At 61.8% G+C, this 19574-nt stretch carries 18 protein-coding genes; 11 read left to right on the top strand and 7 right to left on the bottom strand.

Annotated elements, in window-relative coordinates; genetic code table 11:
- Positions 1 to 29 precede the first annotated feature (29 nt).
- Entirely contained in the window at positions 30 to 1244 is a 1215-nt protein-coding gene (locus RY831_RS17415) for an ABC transporter substrate-binding protein (RefSeq protein ID WP_326507648.1), read from the top strand.
- A gap of 101 nt (positions 1245 to 1345) precedes the next feature.
- Positions 1346 to 2383, top strand: coding sequence for a Bug family tripartite tricarboxylate transporter substrate binding protein (locus RY831_RS17410; protein WP_437126286.1), 1038 nt, complete (start codon positions 1346 to 1348; stop codon positions 2381 to 2383).
- Positions 2384 to 2828: 445 nt separating this feature from the next.
- Here RY831_RS17410 and RY831_RS17405 read toward each other — a convergent pair whose 3' ends face one another.
- Positions 2829 to 2978, bottom strand: coding sequence for a tripartite tricarboxylate transporter substrate-binding protein (locus tag RY831_RS17405; RefSeq protein WP_326507647.1), 150 nt, complete (start codon positions 2976 to 2978; stop codon positions 2829 to 2831).
- A 382-nt stretch (positions 2979 to 3360) separates the two neighbouring features.
- Here RY831_RS17405 and RY831_RS17400 point away from each other — a divergent pair, with 382 nt between their 5' ends.
- The 3 genes from RY831_RS17400 to lipP1 are packed head-to-tail and all read left to right on the top strand — an operon-like array spanning position 3361 to position 7380.
- Positions 3361 to 4884, top strand: coding sequence for a DUF2868 domain-containing protein (locus RY831_RS17400; RefSeq protein WP_326507646.1), 1524 nt, complete (start codon positions 3361 to 3363; stop codon positions 4882 to 4884).
- A complete protein-coding gene (locus RY831_RS17395) occupies positions 4881 to 6386 on the top strand; it encodes a DUF3482 domain-containing protein (RefSeq protein ID WP_326507645.1) in 1506 nt (501 codons plus the stop codon). Before RY831_RS17400 ends, RY831_RS17395 begins: the two co-directional genes overlap by 4 nt.
- A 46-nt stretch (positions 6387 to 6432) precedes the next feature.
- Positions 6433 to 7380 (top strand): LipP1 family hormone-sensitive lipase, encoded by a 948-nt coding sequence (gene lipP1 / locus RY831_RS17390; RefSeq protein ID WP_326507644.1) that lies wholly within the window; start codon positions 6433 to 6435, stop codon positions 7378 to 7380.
- Between the two features lie 39 nt (positions 7381 to 7419).
- Here lipP1 and RY831_RS17385 read toward each other — a convergent pair whose 3' ends face one another.
- Positions 7420 to 7731 carry a hypothetical protein gene (locus tag RY831_RS17385; RefSeq protein WP_326507643.1) on the bottom strand — a complete coding sequence of 104 codons (312 nt, stop codon included), beginning with the start codon at positions 7729 to 7731 and terminating at the stop codon, positions 7420 to 7422.
- 111 nt (positions 7732 to 7842) lie between these two features.
- Entirely contained in the window at positions 7843 to 8598 is a 756-nt protein-coding gene (locus RY831_RS17380; RefSeq protein WP_326507642.1) for a hypothetical protein, read from the bottom strand.
- A 564-nt stretch (positions 8599 to 9162) separates the two neighbouring features.
- Between RY831_RS17380 and RY831_RS17375 the strand changes: the two genes are divergently transcribed.
- The 3 genes from RY831_RS17375 (at position 9163) to RY831_RS17365 (ending at position 14156) form a co-directional block, all read left to right on the top strand.
- Entirely contained in the window at positions 9163 to 9603 is a 441-nt protein-coding gene (locus tag RY831_RS17375) for a hypothetical protein (protein ID WP_326507641.1), read from the top strand.
- A gap of 216 nt (positions 9604 to 9819) precedes the next feature.
- Entirely contained in the window at positions 9820 to 11508 is a 1689-nt protein-coding gene (gene ybaL, locus RY831_RS17370; RefSeq protein WP_326507640.1) for a YbaL family putative K(+) efflux transporter, read from the top strand.
- A 113-nt stretch (positions 11509 to 11621) separates the two neighbouring features.
- On the top strand, positions 11622 to 14156 hold the full coding sequence (locus RY831_RS17365; protein WP_437126285.1) for a penicillin-binding protein 1A: 2535 nt from the start codon (positions 11622 to 11624) through the stop codon (positions 14154 to 14156).
- Between the two features lie 93 nt (positions 14157 to 14249).
- Here RY831_RS17365 and RY831_RS17360 read toward each other — a convergent pair whose 3' ends face one another.
- The 4 genes from RY831_RS17360 to hppD all read right to left on the bottom strand — a co-directional run bounded on the left by RY831_RS17360 (position 14250) and on the right by hppD (position 17800).
- Positions 14250 to 14954 (bottom strand): SDR family oxidoreductase, encoded by a 705-nt coding sequence (locus RY831_RS17360; RefSeq protein ID WP_326507639.1) that lies wholly within the window; start codon positions 14952 to 14954, stop codon positions 14250 to 14252.
- A gap of 26 nt (positions 14955 to 14980) precedes the next feature.
- Complete coding sequence (locus tag RY831_RS17355; protein ID WP_326507638.1) at positions 14981 to 15283, bottom strand: 4a-hydroxytetrahydrobiopterin dehydratase; 303 nt, start codon at positions 15281 to 15283, stop codon at positions 14981 to 14983.
- Between the two features lie 79 nt (positions 15284 to 15362).
- On the bottom strand, positions 15363 to 16550 hold the full coding sequence (locus tag RY831_RS17350) for an amino acid aminotransferase (RefSeq protein ID WP_326507637.1): 1188 nt from the start codon (positions 16548 to 16550) through the stop codon (positions 15363 to 15365).
- Between the two features lie 173 nt (positions 16551 to 16723).
- Positions 16724 to 17800, bottom strand: a complete 1077-nt coding sequence (gene hppD, locus RY831_RS17345) for a 4-hydroxyphenylpyruvate dioxygenase (protein ID WP_326507636.1) — start codon at positions 17798 to 17800, stop codon at positions 16724 to 16726.
- A 241-nt stretch (positions 17801 to 18041) separates the two neighbouring features.
- On the opposite strand from hppD, the gene RY831_RS17340 reads away from it, so the two are divergent.
- From RY831_RS17340 to RY831_RS17330, 3 genes are all read left to right on the top strand, one after another.
- The gene (locus RY831_RS17340; RefSeq protein ID WP_326507635.1) at positions 18042 to 18560 is read left to right on the top strand and encodes an Lrp/AsnC family transcriptional regulator; all 519 of its coding nucleotides are present in this window, start codon (positions 18042 to 18044) and stop codon (positions 18558 to 18560) included.
- Positions 18561 to 18729: 169 nt separating this feature from the next.
- Positions 18730 to 19068 (top strand): DUF6152 family protein, encoded by a 339-nt coding sequence (locus RY831_RS17335; protein WP_326507634.1) that lies wholly within the window; start codon positions 18730 to 18732, stop codon positions 19066 to 19068.
- Entirely contained in the window at positions 19068 to 19562 is a 495-nt protein-coding gene (locus RY831_RS17330; protein ID WP_326507633.1) for a DUF6644 family protein, read from the top strand. The genes RY831_RS17335 and RY831_RS17330 overlap by 1 nt, the downstream gene beginning before the upstream one ends.
- Positions 19563 to 19574 lie beyond the last annotated feature (12 nt).

Genomic DNA, 19574 nt, shown 5'->3' with positions numbered 1-19574 from the left:
AAACAGCAAGAATCAACAAGGAGACAAGCATGCAAAAGACATTGATCGCCGCCTTAGGCGCCCTGCTTTGCTCGGCATCGGCGCATGCCCAGCAGAATGCCATTTCCGATGACGCCGTGCGCATCGGCTTGTTGCTCGACATGACCAGCCTGTATGCCGACATCACCGGCACCGGCAGCGTGGCTGCGGCGCAGATGGCCATCGACGATTTCGGCGGCAAGGTGAACGGCAAACCGGTGCAGCTGGTCTACGCCGATCACCAGAACAAGGCCGACATCGCCGCCAACAAGGCGCGCGAATGGTTCGACCGCGACAAGGTGGATGCCATCCTCGACGTCGCGGCGTCCGGCCCGGCGCTGGCGGTGGCCCCGATCGCCAAGGAGAAAAACCGCATCGCGGTGTTCAGCGGCCCCGGTTCGGTGCGCCTGACCAATGATGCCTGCACGCCGGTGACGGTGCATTATGCGTACGATACCTATGCGCTGGCCAATTCCACCGCGCGCGCGGTAGTCGGCAATGGCGGCGACTCCTGGTTTTTCCTGACCGCAGACTATACCTTCGGCTCGACCCTGGAAAAGGATGCGACCGATGTCATCAATGCCAGCGGCGGCAAGGTGCTCGGCGCGGTGCGGCATCCGCTCAACGCCTCCGACTTTTCCTCCTTCCTGCTGCGCGCGCAGTCGTCGGGCGCGAAAGTGGTCGGCCTGGCCAATGCCGGCGGCGATACCATCAATGCCGTCAAGGGTGCGCATGAATTCCAGCTGACCGCCGGCGGCAAGCAGCGTCTGGCAGGCTTGCTGGTCTACATCAACGACGTGCATACCCTGGGCCTCGACGCGGCGCAAGGCATGCTGCTGACCACCGCGTTTTACTGGGACCGGGACGAGGAAACCCGGAAATGGGCGCGCCGCTTTTTCGAAAAGACAAAGAAGATGCCGAACATGAGCCAGGCCGGACTGTACTCCTCGGTCATGCATTACCTCAAGGCAGTGCAAGCCGCCGGCAGCGACAATACCGCTGACGTAATGGCGCGCATGAAGCAGATGCCCGTCAACGACTTCTTCGCCAAGAACGGCCGCATCCGCGAGGATGGACGCATGGTGCATGACATGTATCTGTTCGAAGTGAAAAAGAAATCCGAGTCAAAATACCCGTGGGACTACTATAAGCAAGTTGCCGTCGTTCCTGCGGACAAGGCCTTCCAGCCGCTGTCCGCGTCGACCTGCCCGCTGGTGAAGAAATAAGCCGGCCTCGGCGGTGCACGAAGAATCACCCGTGACAAACCCGGTCTAATCAACCATTCTCCATCCAGTAATTGAAACCGAAAGTCGAAGCAAACATGAGCATGCATACCAACAACAGCAACAAGCGCCGCCGTCTCTGCCAACTGCTGGGCGCCGCACTGACCACCGCCGGCACGGCAAGCCTGCTTTCCGTCGCCGGCATGTCCGCCGCGCACGCGCAGAACTACCCGACCAAGCCGATCACCATCGTGGTGCCCTTCGCACCCGGCGGCGCCACCGACATCCTGGCACGCGCCGTCGGCGCCGAGCTGACCAAGTCCCTCGGCCAGTCGGTCATCATCGACAATCGTCCAGGCGCGGGCGGCAACATCGGCACCCAGATCGTGTCGCGCGCCGCGCCGGATGGCTATACGCTGCTGATGGGCACGGTGGGCACGCACGGCATCAATCAGTCGCTGTACCCGAAGCTGCCCTACGATCCGATCAAGGATTTCGCGCCCGTCACGCTGGTGGCCGCAGTGCCGAACGTGCTGGTGCTCAACACCGCATTTGCCGAGAAGAACAAGATCACCGATATAAAGAGCTTCGTCGACCATGCCAAAGCCAATCCTGGCAAGCTGAACATGGCGTCGGCCGGCAATGGCACGTCCATTCACCTGGCGGGAGAGCTTTTCAAGACCATGACCAAGACCTTCATGGTGCATATCCCTTATCGCGGCTCCTCGCCGGCCATCGCCGACCTGGTCGGCGGCCAGGCGGAACTGATGTTCGACAACCTGCCGTCCGCGATGAGTCATATCAAGTCCGGCAGGCTGGTCGCTCTCGGCGTCACCAGCAGCAAGCCTTCTGCGGCCCTGCCGCAGGTGCCGACGATCGCATCGGCCGGCGGATCGCTGACCGGCTATGACGCAAGTTCCTGGTTCGGCATCCTGGCACCGGCCGGCACGCCGAAAGAGATCGTGTCCAAGCTCCAGCAGGAGATCAGCAAGTCGCTGGCCTCGCCCGCGGTCAAGGAAAAGCTGATTGCGCAAGGCGCGGAACCGGTCGGCAATACGCCGGAGCAGTTCCAGGCGCATATCCAGGCCGAGACCAAGAAATGGGCAAAGGTCGTCAAGGATTCCGGCGCCAAGGTGGATTGATGGATCCAATGAGCCGAGCGGGCTGAATGAAGAGTCCGCCGGCTCCCGGCATATGCAGTAGATGCAGCAGATGCGGCAGAACGGCCTCCCTGGAGGCCGTTCTGCTTTTCGGATTCGAAAATCGAAATGTCATGGTGCAATCGCGAAATCCTTAGAGCGGATTGCGGGAGGGTGTAGGGAAGAATCGATTTGTCCTGGGATGCAGGGCAAGGCANCCTGGAGGCCGTTCTGCTTTTCGGATTCGAAAATCGAAATGTCATGGTGCAATCGCGAAATCCTTAGAGCGGATTGCGGGAGGGTGTAGGGAAGAATCGATTTGTCCTGGGATGCAGGGCAAGGCAAGAGGAGCGCCGTGTGGCGGGCCACACAAGCGACGAACAACGCTGCCATGGTGAAGTGGGCCCAAGGCAGGCCGAGGCGACCGACCACCCATTCGTAATCCGCTCTAGTAGTGCGCGCCCACCGTGAGCGCGCGCATCTTGCCTGCCCTGATATGCGCCAGCAGTGGCGACGCGGTGGCGAAGCTCATGTCGACATTGCCGCCGATTATATAGGCAACCGCCTGTCCGGTACCCTTGTAGGGTATGTGAAGCATCGCTGCACCGCCCGGCTGCGGATCATTTCTCCGGGGCGGCGGATGCGATCGAACCTTGTTCGACGATGTGCACGAAGAGACGCAGGAAAGCCGTACCGAGGCTGGGCATGGCAAGAGTATCCGTCAGAAACCTATACGAATTCCAAGCCATACCCTGTCATGACTTGACATTGGTATAACATGCATGGCCGAAGATTGCGCACAGGCATCGCAGCCTGCGACCCGAACCGGCGTTTTTCCGCGTTTTCCCGCATTCGAGCTTAGCCGCCGTCGGCTTTGCGCAAGCTTGCATGCGGTCGACGCAACCAGTATTAAATTTTTCTGTCTGCAACAGTAAAGTCAACATGATGCGCATGCATTGGAGAGGCGCGGAAGGAACAACATGAACGAGAGGATGGCACGGGACGTGGTGCTGATGTCGGCGATCGAGAATGCGGACCAGGAGCGGCGCATTCTTTCCGACGAGGATAGGACGTATGCCAGCCGCAGCGCCAACGAGCTCAGCCAATGGGAGCTGGCCGACAAGGCGGGCAAGGGAACCGGACTTGCCGCGGATGCGCATGCCGAGCTGTTCCTGTCCAAGCGGGCCGAACAGGTCTTGAAGAAGGTCGCCGACCGCCATCCGGCATTTTCCCGCTTTACCGGCTTGCCCGGCGGCTGGCGGCTGTTCGGCATCGTCCTGCCGCTGGCGGCGGTGCTGGCGGGATTCCTTGCCGACCGCGTCGCCGATCCTCACCGCGTCGATCTTCTTTCGCCGCCGTTATTGTTCATCTTGGGATGGAACTTGCTGGTCTATCTTGGACTGCTGCTCCTGCCGCTGGCAGGCAGGCGGCAGGCGGGCGGGCGCAGCATGCTTACGCGCTTTGCCGGCGGCCGGCTGACCATGCCGCGCAAGCTGCCGCAGGCGCTAGGCACGGCACTGGCCCGCTTCGGCGAGGAATGGACCAGGCTGAGCATGCCGCTGAGCGCCGCCCGTTTCAAGCGCACCATGCATCTGGCCGCGGCCGCCCTTGCCGTCGGCGCCATCCTGTCGCTGTATGTGCGAGGGCTGCTCACCGAATACCGGGCGGGATGGGAAAGCACTTTTCTCGACGCGGCGCAGGTGCATGCGATCCTGAGCTACCTGTTCGCACCGGCGACAATGCTGTTCGGCATCGAAGGATTCACGCTGTCCGACGTTCAGGCCCTGCAGACACCTCAGGTCGCATCGGCCGCAGGCGGCGCGCGCTGGGTTCACCTGTATGCCGCGACCCTGCTGCTGTTCGTCGTGCTGCCGCGGACGCTGCTCTCGCTCGCCGCCGGATGGAAGGCGAAAAGACTGGCGCGCCGCTTTCCCATCGACATCGGCCAGCCCTATTTCCGCAAGCTGACCGCACACCTCGGCCGCAGCGATGCCTCGATCCTGCGCATCTTTCCCTACAGCTTCACCGTCGACGAAACCCGCGACCGCAATCTTGCAGCCGTGGCGCAGATGCTGATCGGCGAACAGAGCCGCGTGATGCTGAGGCCGTCCACTGCCTACGGGGACCTGCCGCAGGACGCGGCCGCCGACAAGGACATTGCCCTTACCGCCGCGCTATTCAACATGAACGCGACGCCCGAGAAGGAAAACCACGGTGCATTCCTCGCGGAACTCGCGCGCGGACGTCCGGGCGGTACGGGTGCCAAGGGTGCCACCGGTGCCGCGCCCTTCCTGGCCCTGATCGATGAATCTTCCTACCTGGAACGGATCGGCGGCCAGGCTGGCGGGGAGCAAAGACTCCGGGAGCGCGCCGCGCTTTGGCTGCAGTTCTGCGAAATGCACAAGGTACCAGCCATTGTCGTCAATCTTCTCAACCCGCAGTCGCGCGCGGTCGACATCGAGCGCGGACTCGCCACCCTTGCAACTCTAGACAGAGCCCAATGAACGACGCTTCCCCCCGCATCCAGCTTGCCCTCATTTCGCATACCAATGCCGGCAAGACCACGCTCGCAAGAACGCTGGTCGGAATCGACATCGGCGAGGTGCGCGACGCGCCGCATGTCACCGCGCTGTCCGAAGCGCACACCCTGCTTGCCGCGCCGACCGGCGAAGAACTCCGGCTCTGGGACACGCCTGGCTTCGGCGACTCGGTGCGCCTGCTCAAGCGCCTGAGCATAGCGGACAACCCGATCGGCTGGTTCCTGCGCGAGATCATCGACCGATACCGCGACCGGCCTTTCTGGCTGAGCCAGCAGGCGATGCGCACGGCCCGCGACGAGGCCGACATCGTGCTCTACCTCGTGAACTCCTCCGAGAATCCGCGCGACACCGGCTATCTCGCGCCGGAAATGAAGATCCTGCAATGGCTGAACAAGCCGGTGATCGTTCTCCTGAACCAGATGGGACGCCCGCGCCCGTTCGCCGAGGAAGAGGTCGAGCAGAAACGATGGAAGGACTACCTCGCCGAATATCCAGTGGTGCGCAAGGTGCTGGCGCTCGATGCCTTCGCGCGCTGCTGGGTGCATGAGCGGGTGTTCTACGAAGCCGTCGGCGACCTGGTTCCCGACGAACGCAAGGATGCATACCGGCATCTGCTGCAGGCATGGGAAAACGATAACCAGGCCCGCCTGCAAGCGGCAATGAAGGTAGTCGCCGGTCAGCTGCTTGCGGCGGCGCGCGACAGCGAAGCCGTCGACATGTCGGGAAACGCCACCTTCGGCTCGCTGCTCAAGATGATAGGCATGGGCAAGCAGCGCGAAAACGTGCGCGTCAACAAGGCGATGAACGCATTGATGAAGCGCCTGAACGACAGCACCCATGACGCCACCATTGAACTGTTGAAGCTGCATCGGCTCGACGCAGGCGCGGCATCGGCCATCAACGAGCGCGTCGGCAAGAACGTGATCGTGCGCGCACCGGTCGACACCCGGCAGGCGGGATTGCTCGGCGCCCTGATTTCGGGTGCCACCACCGGCGTGTCAGCCGACATCATGGCCGGCGGCCTGACCTTCGGCGCGGGAGCGCTGGTCGGTGCACTGGTCGGCGCGCTGACCTTCACCGGCGCCGCCTGGACCTTCAATGCCACGACCGACCGCAACGAACCCAAGGTGCAGTTTTCCGACGACTTCATGCGCACGCTCGCGGCCGGGGCCCTGCTGCGCTATCTGGCCGTCGCCCATTTCGGCCGCGGGCGCGGCAACTTCACCGAGGACGAGGCGCCAGTCTTCTGGGCCAGCGAAGTCGAAGCCGCGGTGGCAGGCAATGAAAGAGCGCTGACCGACACCTGGCGCTCGGCCCGTTCGCAGGACATGCAGGCACAGGCGGGAAGCGCACTTGCCGACACATTTGCCGGCGTGCTCGCGAACATGACCCTGCAGATACTCGACAAGTTATATCCACATCAGATCGCGGCGCGGCTCATGGCGAATGATCCCGCGCATGCATGAATCCGCCCAGGACAAACCCGTTCAAACGAAAAGACAAGGAGACGACATGCTGCATCCGCAGGCCAAGGCATTGCTTGATTTGATCGAACAGCGGGGCGTACCGCCAACGCACACTCTCAGCGTCGAGGATGCCCGCAGGTTTTATCTCGAGCGGCGTTTCTTTACCCAGCCCGATCCCGCCGAGGTCGGGGAAGTGCGCGAGCTCCAGGCAGAAGGACCGAATGGTCCGATACCGCTGCGAATGTACTTCCCGCTAAAGTCTGGTCAGCGACCATTGCCCGTCCTGGTGTACTTCCACGGCGGAGGCTGGGTGATCGGCGACCGCGATACCCACGACTCGCTTTGCCGCCATCTCGCCAATGCGTCGCGTTGCGCGGTGGTGTCGGTGGACTACCGGCTCGGACCCGAGCATCGCTTTCCCGCGGCCGTCGATGACAGCATTGCGGCGACCTACTGGGTGCGGCGGCAGGCACAGGCACTTGGCATCGATGCGGCTAGACTTGCCGTCGGTGGCGACAGCGCGGGCGGCAATCTCGCAGCCGTGGTCGCCATCGCGGCGCGCGACGCGGGCGACTTGCCGATCGCGTTCCAGCTTCTGATCTATCCGGCGACCGACATGCGGCGCACGGCCCCCTCGCATACCACCAACGGTCAGGGCTATCTGCTGACGCGCGACACGATCAACTACTTCCATGATCATTACATCGACGATGCCGCGCACGACCTTGACTGGCGCGCATCGCCGCTGCTGCATCCGGACCTCGGGCGCCTGCCCCCGGCCCTGGTGCTGACGGCCGGCTATGATCCGCTGCGCGATGAAGGATTGATGTATTCGCAGCGGCTCAGCGGAGCCGGCAGCCGTGCAACGCATATTTGCTTCGAGCGGCAGATTCACGGCTTCATCACCATGGGCAGGGTCATTGACGAAGCCAATGCTGCGGTGGAACTGTGCGCGTCGCAACTGGCATTGCACCTGAATCCCGACCAAGGCTGATCGGGACCGGTCAAGGCTTCTTCCGGCCAGCCCGGCGCGTCACTTGCCCGGGCTGTTCGACTTGTTGGTCGTGGTGCCGGTATGCCCGCCGGTGGCCGCCGGCCCGCCGGTTTCGCCGCCGGCACTGCCGCTTCCCGAAGTCGCGGGCCGCGCCTTGTCCATGGTGGTCTTCTCATGTGCGTCATGGGATTGCTGCGAGGATTTTTTCTGGGCTGACGACTGAGACTGAGACTGCTTGCTCTTGCTGCCGGATGCCGCAGCCGACGTGTCGGCCGCGACTGCCGGTCCGGCTGCCGCTGATGCCAGTACGAAGACGCTTGCGAAGAATGCATTCACGGGTTTCATTTTCATGGCGGGTCCTGTGACTTGATGTATAGAAGATAAACAGTTAGAGGCGGCCCGGTGGCCATGGTTCATCCGGTTCGCGAACCGCGTCCCTGCCTTCCGACGTTTCCAGGCGCTTCATGGACACGCATTGCGGACTGCTGCCCAGCGGTTATCCTGCGAAGCCTGTTCACGCATTTGCGGCGTCACGCACACGTGGTCTCCGGGAAAGGCTTCGCGCCAGACGAATCCCGGCACGCAGGTATCCGGGCCATGGGCGCCGCCGGCCGGGCTGCGGCGCTGCGCTGCCTGCGCATTGTCGCTGCGCGTCTGATCGCGCGTCTCCGGCGTGACGCAAACACGGTCTCCCGATGCCGCCTCTCTCCAGACAAAGCCTTGCACGCAGGTGCCGGGGCCATACGAGCAGTTCCGTTCCGTGAGGCCCTGCCCGGTGCTGCCGGTGCTGCTGCAGCAATAGACCTTGGACCCGGTCCAGCAGGCACTGCCGCTGGAGGAACCCGCGGGAGGCGTCGATGCCGTCTCGCCCTGCCGGCATTCGCCGTCGCAGAACGGCGCGGTTCCGTCCCAGCGGCAACTGCGTCCGCGCGTCTTGCAGCACAACGCCTTGGTACCCGTCAGGCAGTTCGCGCCGAAGGGCGGATTCTGGTTGACGAAGGGAGGCACCCAGAAGTCCGGGATTCCACCCAGTCGCGTCAATTCGGTTTCATTGGGACCGCATGCGCCGCCGCAGAAAGGCGAGGTGCCGTCCCATCGACATTCCTGCGCCCGCGCGGGCAGGAGCATCGCGGCGGTCATGAGGAAAGCCGCTATCACTGCCGCCAGCGCCGCGCTTACGGGCTTTGCAAATACAGGCTCTACAGACCTCTTCTTCATGTTCCGCTCCTTGTTATCCGTTGAAGAGGTACAAGAATGTGATTTCAATGAACGGTGCGATTGGCTTTAAATCAATACCTGATTGATTGTGATTAAAGCGACACATTATTCATCTTAAATTTATGTAAAGCCGAGATATTAAAATCGGTTTAATTGATGTAGCCTTTTGTCTTAGGTACCGTAGTGATGTTCAGCCTATGAACTTGAAGCTATTTTCATATTCATTAAAACTTTATTGCGCGGATGTTAAGGACCGCGAGTCACGGCTCAATCAATTCCTTTTAAGGAAGGAACCATGACTTCCGTTCCGTCATCCCCGGCCTGCGCTTCCGCCCGACCGCCACACACCTGGCCGGCGCTGGTAACAACGATTAGAAAAATGCTTGTCTTCCTGTCAAAATATGCGGTTTTGATGCAAGTATCAGGCGCGGGAAATCGCTCCGTCTGCAGGAACCTGCAATAATCGCAAACCGTAATGGAAGTGCGAGGTCAAATGGTTGTAGAGGAACCGAACTGCAGCCCTTGCGCCTAAACGTTCCATGCAGTAACAAATTGGATAGAAGAATGGAAGAAACACAACAGCAAGCCATCAACCACGGCGCTGCGCTCGATGATCTGGTGGCACTGGTCGCAAAAGCGGCGCAAACCATCGCTGAACTGCGCACCCGCAACGCGGAGCTCACTGAACAGGCGAATCGCAGCCAGGCCGAAGCGGCACGCTCCGTGGCGCAACTCGAATCGCAAATTCAGCGTATTGCCGAATTGGAAAACATAGTCCGCCTGCTGCAACCGGCGGCTGAACGTCACTTGCGCATGAAGGCTCAACTCGAAGCCCGTCCCGAGTCGCAGGGCGGGTTCACCGCGAACGGCATGACGTACAAGACGTTTGACGAGGCCTTCGACGTTGCCTACCCGGTACCGTCTCCTCAGCAAGCCGTCCCCGCCGAATCCTCCGAACCGGCCGGGAATACATCGTCCGCCGCACCCTCCCCTTCAAATTCCTGAGTCTCGATATCTGCTGAGAACCGGGATACCGCCCTGCCTTACCGGCAGGGCGGCATGCGCGCCGTTGCCGCGTACCGACAGGCATTTGCCATTAGAATAAGCCGGGCTGCTTACCCATGGTTCAATGACCACCCGCGGCCGTTCGCCCTGCCTGCCCTGCATGCAATCCCCAAGGCCGCGCAATGCCATACACAATTGAAAGGAAACGGCTGTTCCATGCCCCATCACACCCCGCTTATTTCCACCATCGTCGCCGGCATCGTGCTCGCTTTCATTTTTGGCGCGCTTGCGAATCGACTACGCTTGCCGCCGCTGGTAGGCTACCTGGTGGCCGGTATCGCTATCGGGCCGTTTACGCCCGGTTTCGTCGGCGATATGGATCTTGCGGCAGAGCTGGCGGAAATTGGCGTGATCCTGCTCATGTTCGGCGTGGGCCTGCATTTTTCCCTGGACGACCTGCTGGCGGTGAAAAATATTGCGATTCCCGGTGCCATCGGCCAGATCACGCTCGCTACCATCATGGGCATCGGGCTGGCATGGGTCATCGGCTGGCCGATCGGCGAAGGCCTGATCTTCGGCCTGGCCTTGTCGGTGGCCAGCACCGTGGTATTGCTGACCGCGTTGCAGGAACGCCGCCTGGTTGAAACCAAGCGCGGCCAGATCGCGATAGGCTGGCTGATTGTCGAGGATATCGCGATGGTGCTGGCCCTGGTGCTGATCCCCGCATTGAGCGGCCTGCTCGGCGGCAAGGGCGAAGCACTCACCACGCAGCAGCTGCTATTGACGCTGGCGCTGACGCTTGGCAAGGTTGCCGCCTTCGTCGCGGTCATGCTCATCGTCGGTCGCCGCCTGATTCCATGGGTGCTGGAACGGATAGCCAGCACCGGCAACCGGGAGCTGTTTCGCCTGGGCGTACTGGCCATTGCGCTCGGCTTCGCACTCGGCGCGGCCTATGGCTTCGGCGTGTCATTCGCGCTCGGCGCCTTCTTCGCCGGCATGATCCTGAGCGAATCCGAGCTCAGTCACCGCGCCGCCGAGGAATCCCTGCCGCTGCGGGATGCGTTCGCCGTCCTGTTCTTCGTCTCGGTCGGCATGCTGTTCGACCCTTCCATCCTGATTCGCGAGCCGTTGCTGGTCCTCGCCACCGTATTCGTGATCGTGGTCGGCAAATCTGTGGCCGCCGCCGCCATCGTGCGCTTTTTCGGACACCCGTGGCGCACCGCGCTGACCATTTCCGTCAGCCTCGCGCAGATCGGCGAGTTTTCATTCATCCTGGCCACGCTCGGCATGTCGCTGGAATTGTTGTCCAACACTGGACGCGACCTCATTCTGGCCGGGGCAATTCTATCCATTCTTCTCAATCCGCTGCTGTTCGGCGTGCTGGATCGCCTGGCGCCCCGGCTCAAACGGCTAGAGGGTGTCGCTAGCGGCAGCCTTCCATCTCCGGCCGGCATGGAAGACAATCCCTGGCCGCCGCTGCGGGACCATGTCGTTCTGGTCGGTTTCGGTCGGGTCGGACATCTGATTGCGGCCGCGCTGACCGAGCAGCAACGCCCCTTCGTTGTCATCGAAGACCACCCTGACGTCGTCAAAGCGCTGCGGGCCGACGGTATTCCAGCCCTTTACGGCAATGCCGCCGCGCCCGGCATGCTGGAGGCGGCACATGCGGCGGATGCCCGCTGGCTGCTGCTCGCCATTCCCCAGGTACTGGAAGCCGGGCAGATCATCGAACATGCGCGCAAACTCAATCCTCAGGTCGAGGTCGTCGCCCGCGCCCATTCAAGCGCGGAAATGCTCCATCTCGAAAAACACGGCGCTACCCACACCATCATGGGTGAGCGGGAAATCGCGGAGGGCATGGCGTCCCTGGTGCTGTCGGCCGGGCCGGCCGGAATTGCAGCTTAGACAGCAAAACCGGGTACTGGAGAGTGTTGTTAATCATCCTTGTCCCGATTTCATCTGTTTCAGGCAGGAATGACTTCGTATAATCACGTCCTGGAACGTATTGGGAAGTCATTTTGGAAGCAGACATCAAGCCGCAGGAAAGCCTGCTTCGCGTACGCCTGACGCGCCTGTATCACCGGTACATCGGCTATTTCAAGAATGTCGCCGACAACGGTCAAACCTGGTCCGTCCGGGCTGCGGCGCTAGTCAAGGCACTGGCGGCGAGCGCGCTTCTCGGGCTGGCGACGCTGTTCATCTATGCGATCCTGCTCATTCCCTTCACCCCCAGCATCGCCGATCTGCGCAAGGCCAAGACCGAGTCGCCGAGCGTGCTGATGTCGGAAGACGGCAAGGAACTGGCCGTGTTCAAGCGGCTGAACCGTAAATGGGTGGAGCTGGACGAAATTTCCCCGCATGTGATCAAGGCCTTGATCGCTACCGAAGACCACCGATTCTACGAGCACCACGGCGTCGATCTCAAGCGAACCGCAGCGGGTATCCTGCGCACCCTTCAGGGCGATCCGGAAGGCGGCTCGACACTGACGCAGCAGCTGGCGCGCAACCTGTATCCGGAAGAAATCGGCCGCAGGCGCACCATCACCCGCAAGCTGAAGGAACTGATCACGGCCCTCAAGATCGAGTACGCCTACTCGAAGGACGAGATCCTGCTCACCTATCTCAACACGATGCCTTTCCTGTACAACGCCTTCGGCATCGAAATGGGCGCGCGCACCTACTTCGACAAGCCGGCGGCGAAGCTCAACGTGCTGGAAAGCGCCACGCTGATCGGCATGCTCAAGGGAACCAGCTACTACAATCCGGTGCTCAACGGCGAACGAGCGGTCAAGCGCCGCAATGTCGTGCTGTCGCAGATGCTCAAGCGCGGCGCGCTCTCCAGGACAGAATTCGACAATCTGAAAAACCGGCCGCTGCGGCTGGATTTTGAACGCCAGCCGGAGCCTGTCGGACGGGCACCGCATCTGGCAGCCCATGTACGCAAGTGGTTGGTGGACTGGGCGGACCGCAATGACTACAACCTGTATTCCGACGGGCTGGTCGTGATTTCGACTGTCGATTCTCGCCTGCAGGCCTTCGCCAGCCAGGCCATCGAGCGGCACATGGATGCCCTGCAGGCAGTGGCCGATGTCGAATGGGGACTCTCTTCGCCGGCATTGATCTCCACCAATGCGGCCACCTACCGCGGCATGCGGCGTCATGTCCAGCCCTGGGCTCACTGGTGGCGTACCCAGGGTGCGCTGGTCGATTCCTTCGTTCGCGAATCCTCGGCCTATCGCAGCCTTCTGGCAGCCGGTACCGCGCCGGAACAGGCGCTGGCGCAGCTGAAGAAGGATGCGGTCTTCCTGAACGCCTTGCGCGCCGAGAAAACCCGGCTCGAAACCGGCTTCGTCGCGCTAGACCCGGGCACCGGGCATGTTAAGGCCTGGGTCGGCAGCCGCGACCATGCGGTCGATCAGTTCGACCATGTCGCCCAGGCGAAACGCCAGCCGGGCTCGACCTTCAAACCCTTCGTCTACGGCGCGGCGCTCGAGAAAGGGATGACACCGTCCCGACGTTTCGTTGACCGCGAGGTGGAAATCGAACTGAAGAACGGCAGCATCTGGCGTCCAGGCAATGCTTCGGGCATCAGCGGCCGGGAAATGACCCTGCACGAAGGGCTGGCCTATTCGAAGAACACGATCACCGCGCAGGTGATGCAGGAAGTGGGTCCGGCGAAAGTGGCGGCGTTTGCGCGCCGGCTGGGTGTCAGCCAGAGCACGCTTGACGAGGTTCCAGCGCTCTCCCTCGGCACCAGCCCGGTGTCCCTGCTCGAAATGGCAACCGCCTATGGCACGATCGCCAGCGGCGGGGAAATGCGCAAGCCTATCCTGGTGAGCCGCATCCTCGACAAGGACGGCAAGCTGCTGGAGACCTTCACCAGCGAGCCCGAGCGAGCGATGTCGGCACGGACCGCGGAGGACCTGACCGACATGCTGCGCGGCGTCATCACGCGGGGTACTGGCCGCGCCATCCGCAGCCAGTACGGACTTCATGCCGACGTCGCCGGCAAGACAGGCACCACCCAGAACAATACCGACGGCTGGTTCATCCTGATGCATCCGCGCCTGGTGGCGGGTTCCTGGGTCGGTTTCAACGACGCACGCGTGGCCATGCGCAGCAGCTATTGGGGCCAAGGAGCGCAGACCGCGCTGCCGGTGGTTGGAGACACCTTCCGCCAGGCCGTGCATGCGCGCCTGATCGACAATAGCACCCGCTTCCCGACCGCGCCGGAACCGTTCCTCACCGCATTGTGGACAAAAGTGTCTGCCTGGTTCGACCGGGAAAAGCCCAAGGACGAGGTGCCCGCCCGGCCATCAAGACCCAGGCCGGCCGCTCCACCCGCACCTTCGGCTCCGCCGCCGACGGAACGCATTCCCGAGGATGTGCCTGACATGCATTACGATGAAATGCAGCGAATCATCGAGCAGGCCCGCAATGGCGGCATGACGCTGCCGGACGGCATGCCGGCGGAGATCGTTCTTCCCGATGGAACGGTATTGGTTCCCGTCTACCCCGAAGAAGGCCGCGTTTTCATCGCTCCTCAACCCTGATGGCGGATTTTTGATGCCTGATTTCCGAAGGCCGAGGTCCGGGATACCGGGAAGGATTACTCATCCCGCTCTGCCGGCGTGGGATCACCCGGCTCAGCTTCTTCCCACGACCGGCAGCGCCGCGCCATGCACCGCGCGCGCCGCATCGGAGGCAAGGAAAACAATGACTTCGGCCAGCGCGTCCGGGGCTACCCAGCGCGAGGCATCCGCATCCGGCATTGCCGCCCGGTTTTCAGGCGTGTCGATGATGCTCGGCATCACGCAATTGACATTGATATTGTTATCGCGCAGCTCCGCCGCCATCGATTCCGTCAGTCGGATCACTACATCCTTGCTGGCGCAGTACGCGCTCATCTGGGCCAGGCCACGCTGCGCAGAATTGGCGGCCACATTGACGATCTTGCCGCCGCCGGCCTTGAGCATCAGCGGAACCACCGCGTGCGCGGTATTGAGTACGCTGCGGGCATTGAGGTTAAGCAGGAAGTCCCAGTCCTGGTCCGACGTTTCATGCACAGCAGAACCCATGCGGAACCCGCCGGCGACATTGCACAGCACGTCGATGCGCGTGAAGCGTTCCTCCGCGGCCTTCACCGCAGCGCCCAACTCGTTCTTGTCGAGCAGATTCGCCGGTACCAGCAGGCGTTGCGGATGATTGGCGCCGTAGATCTGCTCCAGCGTGGCGCGATCGAGATCGAGCAGCACGAGATTGGCGCCCTGCGCTGCAAATGCGTCAGCCACCGCGCGGCCGAGATTGCCGCCGGCGCCGGTGATCATCACGGTGCGGTTACTGGTAGTCATGCCTGGTTCCTTTCATTCTTCTTGGATCAATCTGCGGCGAAGCGGGCAAAGGCCGCATCGGCATACGCCGCGAGGTCGGCGTCGCGCTGCGTGAGGCCGTTTGCGTCATGCGTGGTCAGCGTGATGGCCACCTTGTTGTAGACGTTGAACCATTCCGGATGGTGATTGCGCTTTTCGGCGACGATCGCGATCTGCGTCATGAAGGCGAAGGCTTCGCCGAAATCCGCAAACGCGAATTCCCGACTGATCGCGTCGCGCCCGGCATCGTGCTTCCATTCGGGTAACGCGGCGAGCGCGGCGGCGCGGGCTGCGGCATCAAATTTTTCCATAGGATCTCCTGCTGTCAATACTGTGTTAACTTGCAGGGCGCATGCACCCTGCTCCGTTTGTCTTGCCTGCCTCGCCTTCTCAGTCCAGTACCTTCACGATCGCTTCCGCAACCGGCGCGATCGTATCCTGGGTCAATGCGGCCATGCACATGCGGCCCGATCCGATCAGGTACACGCCATATTCCTCGCGCAGGCGGCGCACCTGTTCCTGCGACAGGCCGGTATAACTGAACATGCCTTTCTGCTTGAGCAGATAATCGAAATTGCGATCCGGACGCGATGCATGCAGCGCATCGTACAAACCGGAGCGCATCGCCAGGATGCGGCTGCGCATCGCGGTGAGTTCGTCTTCCCACCGTCCGCGCATGTCTTCCAGCACCATGGCGACGATGCGCGCACCGTGCGTGGGCGGGCTGGAGTAATTGCGGCGCACCGCGGACTTCAGCTGGCCGAGGACGTTTTCGGCCTGGGCGCTGTCGGGGCAGACCACGTTGAGCGAGCCGCAGCGTTCGCCATAGAGGGAAAAGTTCTTGGAGAAGGAACTGGCCACCATGGATACCAGCCCTTCGGAAGTGAAGTGGCGGATTGCGAAGGCGTCCTGCTCGATGCCCTCTCCGAAACCCTGATAAGCGATATCGAAGAAAGGCAGCAGGCGGCGCTCGCGGAATACCGGGACCAGTTCGCGCCATTGCTGCTCCGTCAGGTCGGCCCCGGTGGGATTGTGGCAGCAGGCATGCAGCAGGACGATGTCGCCTTGCGGCACTTTCTGCAATGCCGCCTTCATCGCCTCGAAGTCGACGCCCTGGGTTACCGGGCTGTAGTACGGATAGGCATGCACCTTGAATCCGGCCCCGGAGAAAATGCTGCGGTGATTGTCCCAGCTCGGATCGCAGATCCAGACCTGCGCATCGGGGAAATACGCCTTCAGGAAATCCGCGCCGACCTTGAGCGCGCCCGAGCCGCCGATGGTCTGCACGGTGGCGATGCGCTTTTCACCGACCGCCATGCTATCGTCGCCGAACAGCAGACTTTGCGCCGCCTTGCGGTAGCTCGGAGCGCCCTCCATCGGCAGGTAGGGACGCGTGCCGATCTGCTTGAGAATCGCGGTCTCCGCCTCCAGCACCGCACCCATGATGGGAAGGCGGCGCGCATCGTCCAGAAACACTCCAATGCTGAGATTGACCTTGTTCGGCCGCGGATCGCCCGCAAAGCTCTCGTTCAGGGTCAGGATCGGATCGCCGGGATAGACATCAACGTGCTGGAACACTCTTGCCTCGCTAAGAAGGTTGCTTGAAGGCGGCGTTTTAGGCCGGATGAAGACTGCCTGTATACCACGGACCAAAACGGCCCGCCGAAACGATGTGTCCGCCAGATCGAAGCCTTTTCGACATGGCGGACACGAGATACGGGCCGGTCTGGGCAGACCGGCAACCGACTATATCAGGCGGTCTGCAGCACGCCGCGGCGGATCTGATCGCGTTCCATCGATTCGAACAGTGCCTTGAAGTTGCCCTCGCCGAAACCGTCATCGCCCTTGCGCTGGATGAATTCGAAAAACACCGGGCCGAACACCGATTGCGAAAAGATCTGCAGCAGCAGGCGCTTGTCGCCGCTCTTGGTGTTGCCGTCGACCAGGATGCCGCGCGTCTTCAGCGAAGATACTTCCTCGCCGTGGCCGGGCAGGCGCTCTTCCAGCATCTCGTAGTAGGTCTCGGGAGGCGCCGGCACGAACGATACGCCGGCCAGCTTCAGTTGGTCGAGGGTTTCGCGCAGGTCGTCGGTCAGCAATGCAATGTGCTGGATGCCCTCGCCGTTGAACTGCATCAGGAATTCCTCGATCTGGCCGCCGCCCTTCTTCGATTCCTCATTGAGCGGGATGCGGATCATGCCGTCGGGCGCGGTCATGGCCTTGGAAGTCAGGCCGGTGTATTCACCGCTGATGTCGAAGTAACGGATCTCGCGGAAGTTGAACAGCTTCTCATAGAAACCGGCCCAGAAACTCATGCGGCCGCGGTAGACATTGTGGGTCAGGTGATCGATGATCTTCAGGCCCGCGCCCTTCGGATTGCGGTCGACGCCTTCGATGAATTCGAAGTCGATGTCATAGATTGACTTGCCTTCCTCGAAGCGGTCGATCAGATAGAGCGGCGCGCCGCCGATGCCCTTGATGGCCGGCAGGCGCAGTTCCATCGGGCCGGTCGGGATCTCGATCGGCTGCGCGCCGAGTTCGAGCGCGCGGTTGTAGGCCTTGTGCGCATCGCGCACGCGGAATGCCATGCCGCAGGCGGACGGACCGTGCTCGGCGGCAAAATAGGAGGCGATGCTTTTCGGTTCGTTGTTGACGATGAAATTGATGCCGCCCTGACGGTACAGGACAACATCCTTCGAACGGTGCTTCGCGACCTTGGTAAAGCCCATCATTTCGAAGATCGGCTCGAGCACACCGGGAGTCGGCGATGCGAACTCGACGAATTCGAAGCCCATGAGGCCCATCGGATTTTCAAAGATATCGGACATGATGTGTTCCCGGTCAAGTGAGGATGGCTAGAAATGGATGCTGCGTCCGCAACCGCTGGTTCGACCGCATATGAAAAAGCATGTTGCACGGTCCGGCGCGGGCATTGCCTGATGTTTTCAACATCGAATCGGCATGAAAATATTTTAGTGCGCGAACTTTGCAATAGGTGCGCATATTTTGGTATATATTTCACAATACATGCACATTTTGTTCATAGATAGTCCATAATCCGGGAAACATATGTCATCGGTAACCGTAGACCGCCACGATCTGGAATTGCTGGCCGAACTGCAGCGTGACGGCAAGCTGACCAACAGCACGCTTGGCGAAAGAATTCACCTCTCCACTTCTCAGGTCAGCCGACGCATCCAGCGCCTGGAAGAGACCAAGGTCATCAGCCATTACGCCGCCATCCTCGACCTCGACGTGGTCGGGCTCGGCGTCACCGCCTTTACCTCGGTCACGCTCGGACGGCATGGCGAAGCGCAGGGAGACGCCTTCGAACGCGCGGTCGCCGACATGCCTGAAGTGCTGGAGTGCCTCTCCGTCAGCGGGGAAGCCGACTATGTACTGCGCGTCGTGACCCCCGATCTCGCATCGTTTTCCGAATTCATGATGAAGCGCCTGCTGCGCCTGCCGAGCGTGGTCAATGTCAAGTCCAATATCGCCCTCAAGCGCATCAAGCAGACCCATGTCTTGCCGCTGGACCATGTCATGCAACCTGTGGAAGCGCGGCGACGGCTGGTCTTTTCAAAGTAGGCATGGCTCCCGGCTATCGGTTTGATTCATCTCAAGCAAGTGGGGTCTGCGCACTGCGAGCCGGCATCGCCGGCGGCGACGCGACGCGGTATATTCGGGGTCCGCGTCACTGTCTCTTGCACGCTCACAACCCAGCATGTTTGCCGCAATCCACCATGAGGACACGACCATGAAATATCTCGCCATCGCCGCCATGTTCGCCGCCACCAGCGCACTCGCCCACCATGGCTGGAGCGAATACGACGCCGACAAGCCCCTGCAGCTGTCGGGCACCATTCAGGAATCCGGGTACTCCCATCCGCATGGCATCGTGCAGCTCAAGACCGCGGACAAGACCTGGAACGTGGTCCTGGCGCCTCCGACCCGCATGGAGAACCGTGGTCTGCAAAAGGAACTGCTCAACCCGGGCGGCAAGGCCACGGTCTACGGCTACCCCAACCGCAACAAGCCTGACGAACTGCGGGCGGAACGCATTACCATCGGCGGCAAGACCACGGAGCTGCGCTGATGCAGCCCATGCCCATGGGCGGCGGCTTCGGCTGGCTGGAAGCGACGGCGCTGGGCAGCGCCATGCGATCGAGCCTATGGATGTACCCCATCGTCGAAATCTTTCACATCGTCGGCTTCGTGTTTCTCGTCGGCGCCGTCTTCATGTTCGACCTGCGCGTGCTCGGCCTGTCGAAAAACCTCCCGGTCACGGCCATGGCAAGGCACCTGCTGCGATGGTCGGTCATGGGCCTGCTGTTCGTGGTGCCGGCGGGACTGATGATGTTTGCCGCGCATCCCGGCGATTTCATTTCCAACCGAATCTTCGTGCTCAAGCTGCTGCTGATCATGGCGGCGGGCATCAACGCGGCCATTTTCCATACCGGCGTCTACCGCAGCGTCGATGAATGGAACACGCTTGCGAGCGCACCGCCCCTGGCCCGTCTTCATGCCGGGCTGTCGATGGCGCTCTGGGTAGGCGTGATCGCCTGCGGACGCCTTCTGGCCTATACATGAGGGCCGGATTGG

Origin of the sequence: Noviherbaspirillum album (assembly GCF_035916955.1) — a bacterium.
Taxonomy (GTDB): domain Bacteria; phylum Pseudomonadota; class Gammaproteobacteria; order Burkholderiales; family Burkholderiaceae_D; genus Noviherbaspirillum; species Noviherbaspirillum album.
The sequence above is the reverse complement of the archived record's forward strand: the minus strand, read 5'-3'. Positions and strand labels throughout refer to the sequence as shown.

Excerpts from the sequence above, each read along its gene's own strand:
- ybaL (WP_326507640.1), top strand. The coding sequence starts at position 9,820 with ATGCCCCATCACACCCCGCTTATTTCCACCATCGTCGCCGGCATCGTG.
- RY831_RS17330 (WP_326507633.1), top strand. The coding sequence starts at position 19,068 with ATGCAGCCCATGCCCATGGGCGGCGGCTTCGGCTGGCTGGAAGCGACG.
- RY831_RS17405 (WP_326507647.1), bottom strand. The coding sequence starts at position 2,978 with ATGCTTCACATACCCTACAAGGGTACCGGACAGGCGGTTGCCTATATA.
- RY831_RS17360 (WP_326507639.1), bottom strand. The coding sequence starts at position 14,954 with ATGACTACCAGTAACCGCACCGTGATGATCACCGGCGCCGGCGGCAAT.
- RY831_RS17410 (WP_437126286.1), top strand. The coding sequence starts at position 1,346 with ATGCATACCAACAACAGCAACAAGCGCCGCCGTCTCTGCCAACTGCTG.
- RY831_RS17335 (WP_326507634.1), top strand. The coding sequence starts at position 18,730 with ATGAAATATCTCGCCATCGCCGCCATGTTCGCCGCCACCAGCGCACTC.
- RY831_RS17380 (WP_326507642.1), bottom strand. The coding sequence starts at position 8,598 with ATGAAGAAGAGGTCTGTAGAGCCTGTATTTGCAAAGCCCGTAAGCGCG.
- RY831_RS17395 (WP_326507645.1), top strand. The coding sequence starts at position 4,881 with ATGAACGACGCTTCCCCCCGCATCCAGCTTGCCCTCATTTCGCATACC.
- hppD (WP_326507636.1), bottom strand. The coding sequence starts at position 17,800 with ATGTCCGATATCTTTGAAAATCCGATGGGCCTCATGGGCTTCGAATTC.
- lipP1 (WP_326507644.1), top strand. The coding sequence starts at position 6,433 with ATGCTGCATCCGCAGGCCAAGGCATTGCTTGATTTGATCGAACAGCGG.
- RY831_RS17355 (WP_326507638.1), bottom strand. The coding sequence starts at position 15,283 with ATGGAAAAATTTGATGCCGCAGCCCGCGCCGCCGCGCTCGCCGCGTTA.
- RY831_RS17415 (WP_326507648.1), top strand. The coding sequence starts at position 30 with ATGCAAAAGACATTGATCGCCGCCTTAGGCGCCCTGCTTTGCTCGGCA.
- RY831_RS17375 (WP_326507641.1), top strand. The coding sequence starts at position 9,163 with ATGGAAGAAACACAACAGCAAGCCATCAACCACGGCGCTGCGCTCGAT.
- RY831_RS17340 (WP_326507635.1), top strand. The coding sequence starts at position 18,042 with ATGTCATCGGTAACCGTAGACCGCCACGATCTGGAATTGCTGGCCGAA.
- RY831_RS17385 (WP_326507643.1), bottom strand. The coding sequence starts at position 7,731 with ATGAAAATGAAACCCGTGAATGCATTCTTCGCAAGCGTCTTCGTACTG.
- RY831_RS17400 (WP_326507646.1), top strand. The coding sequence starts at position 3,361 with ATGAACGAGAGGATGGCACGGGACGTGGTGCTGATGTCGGCGATCGAG.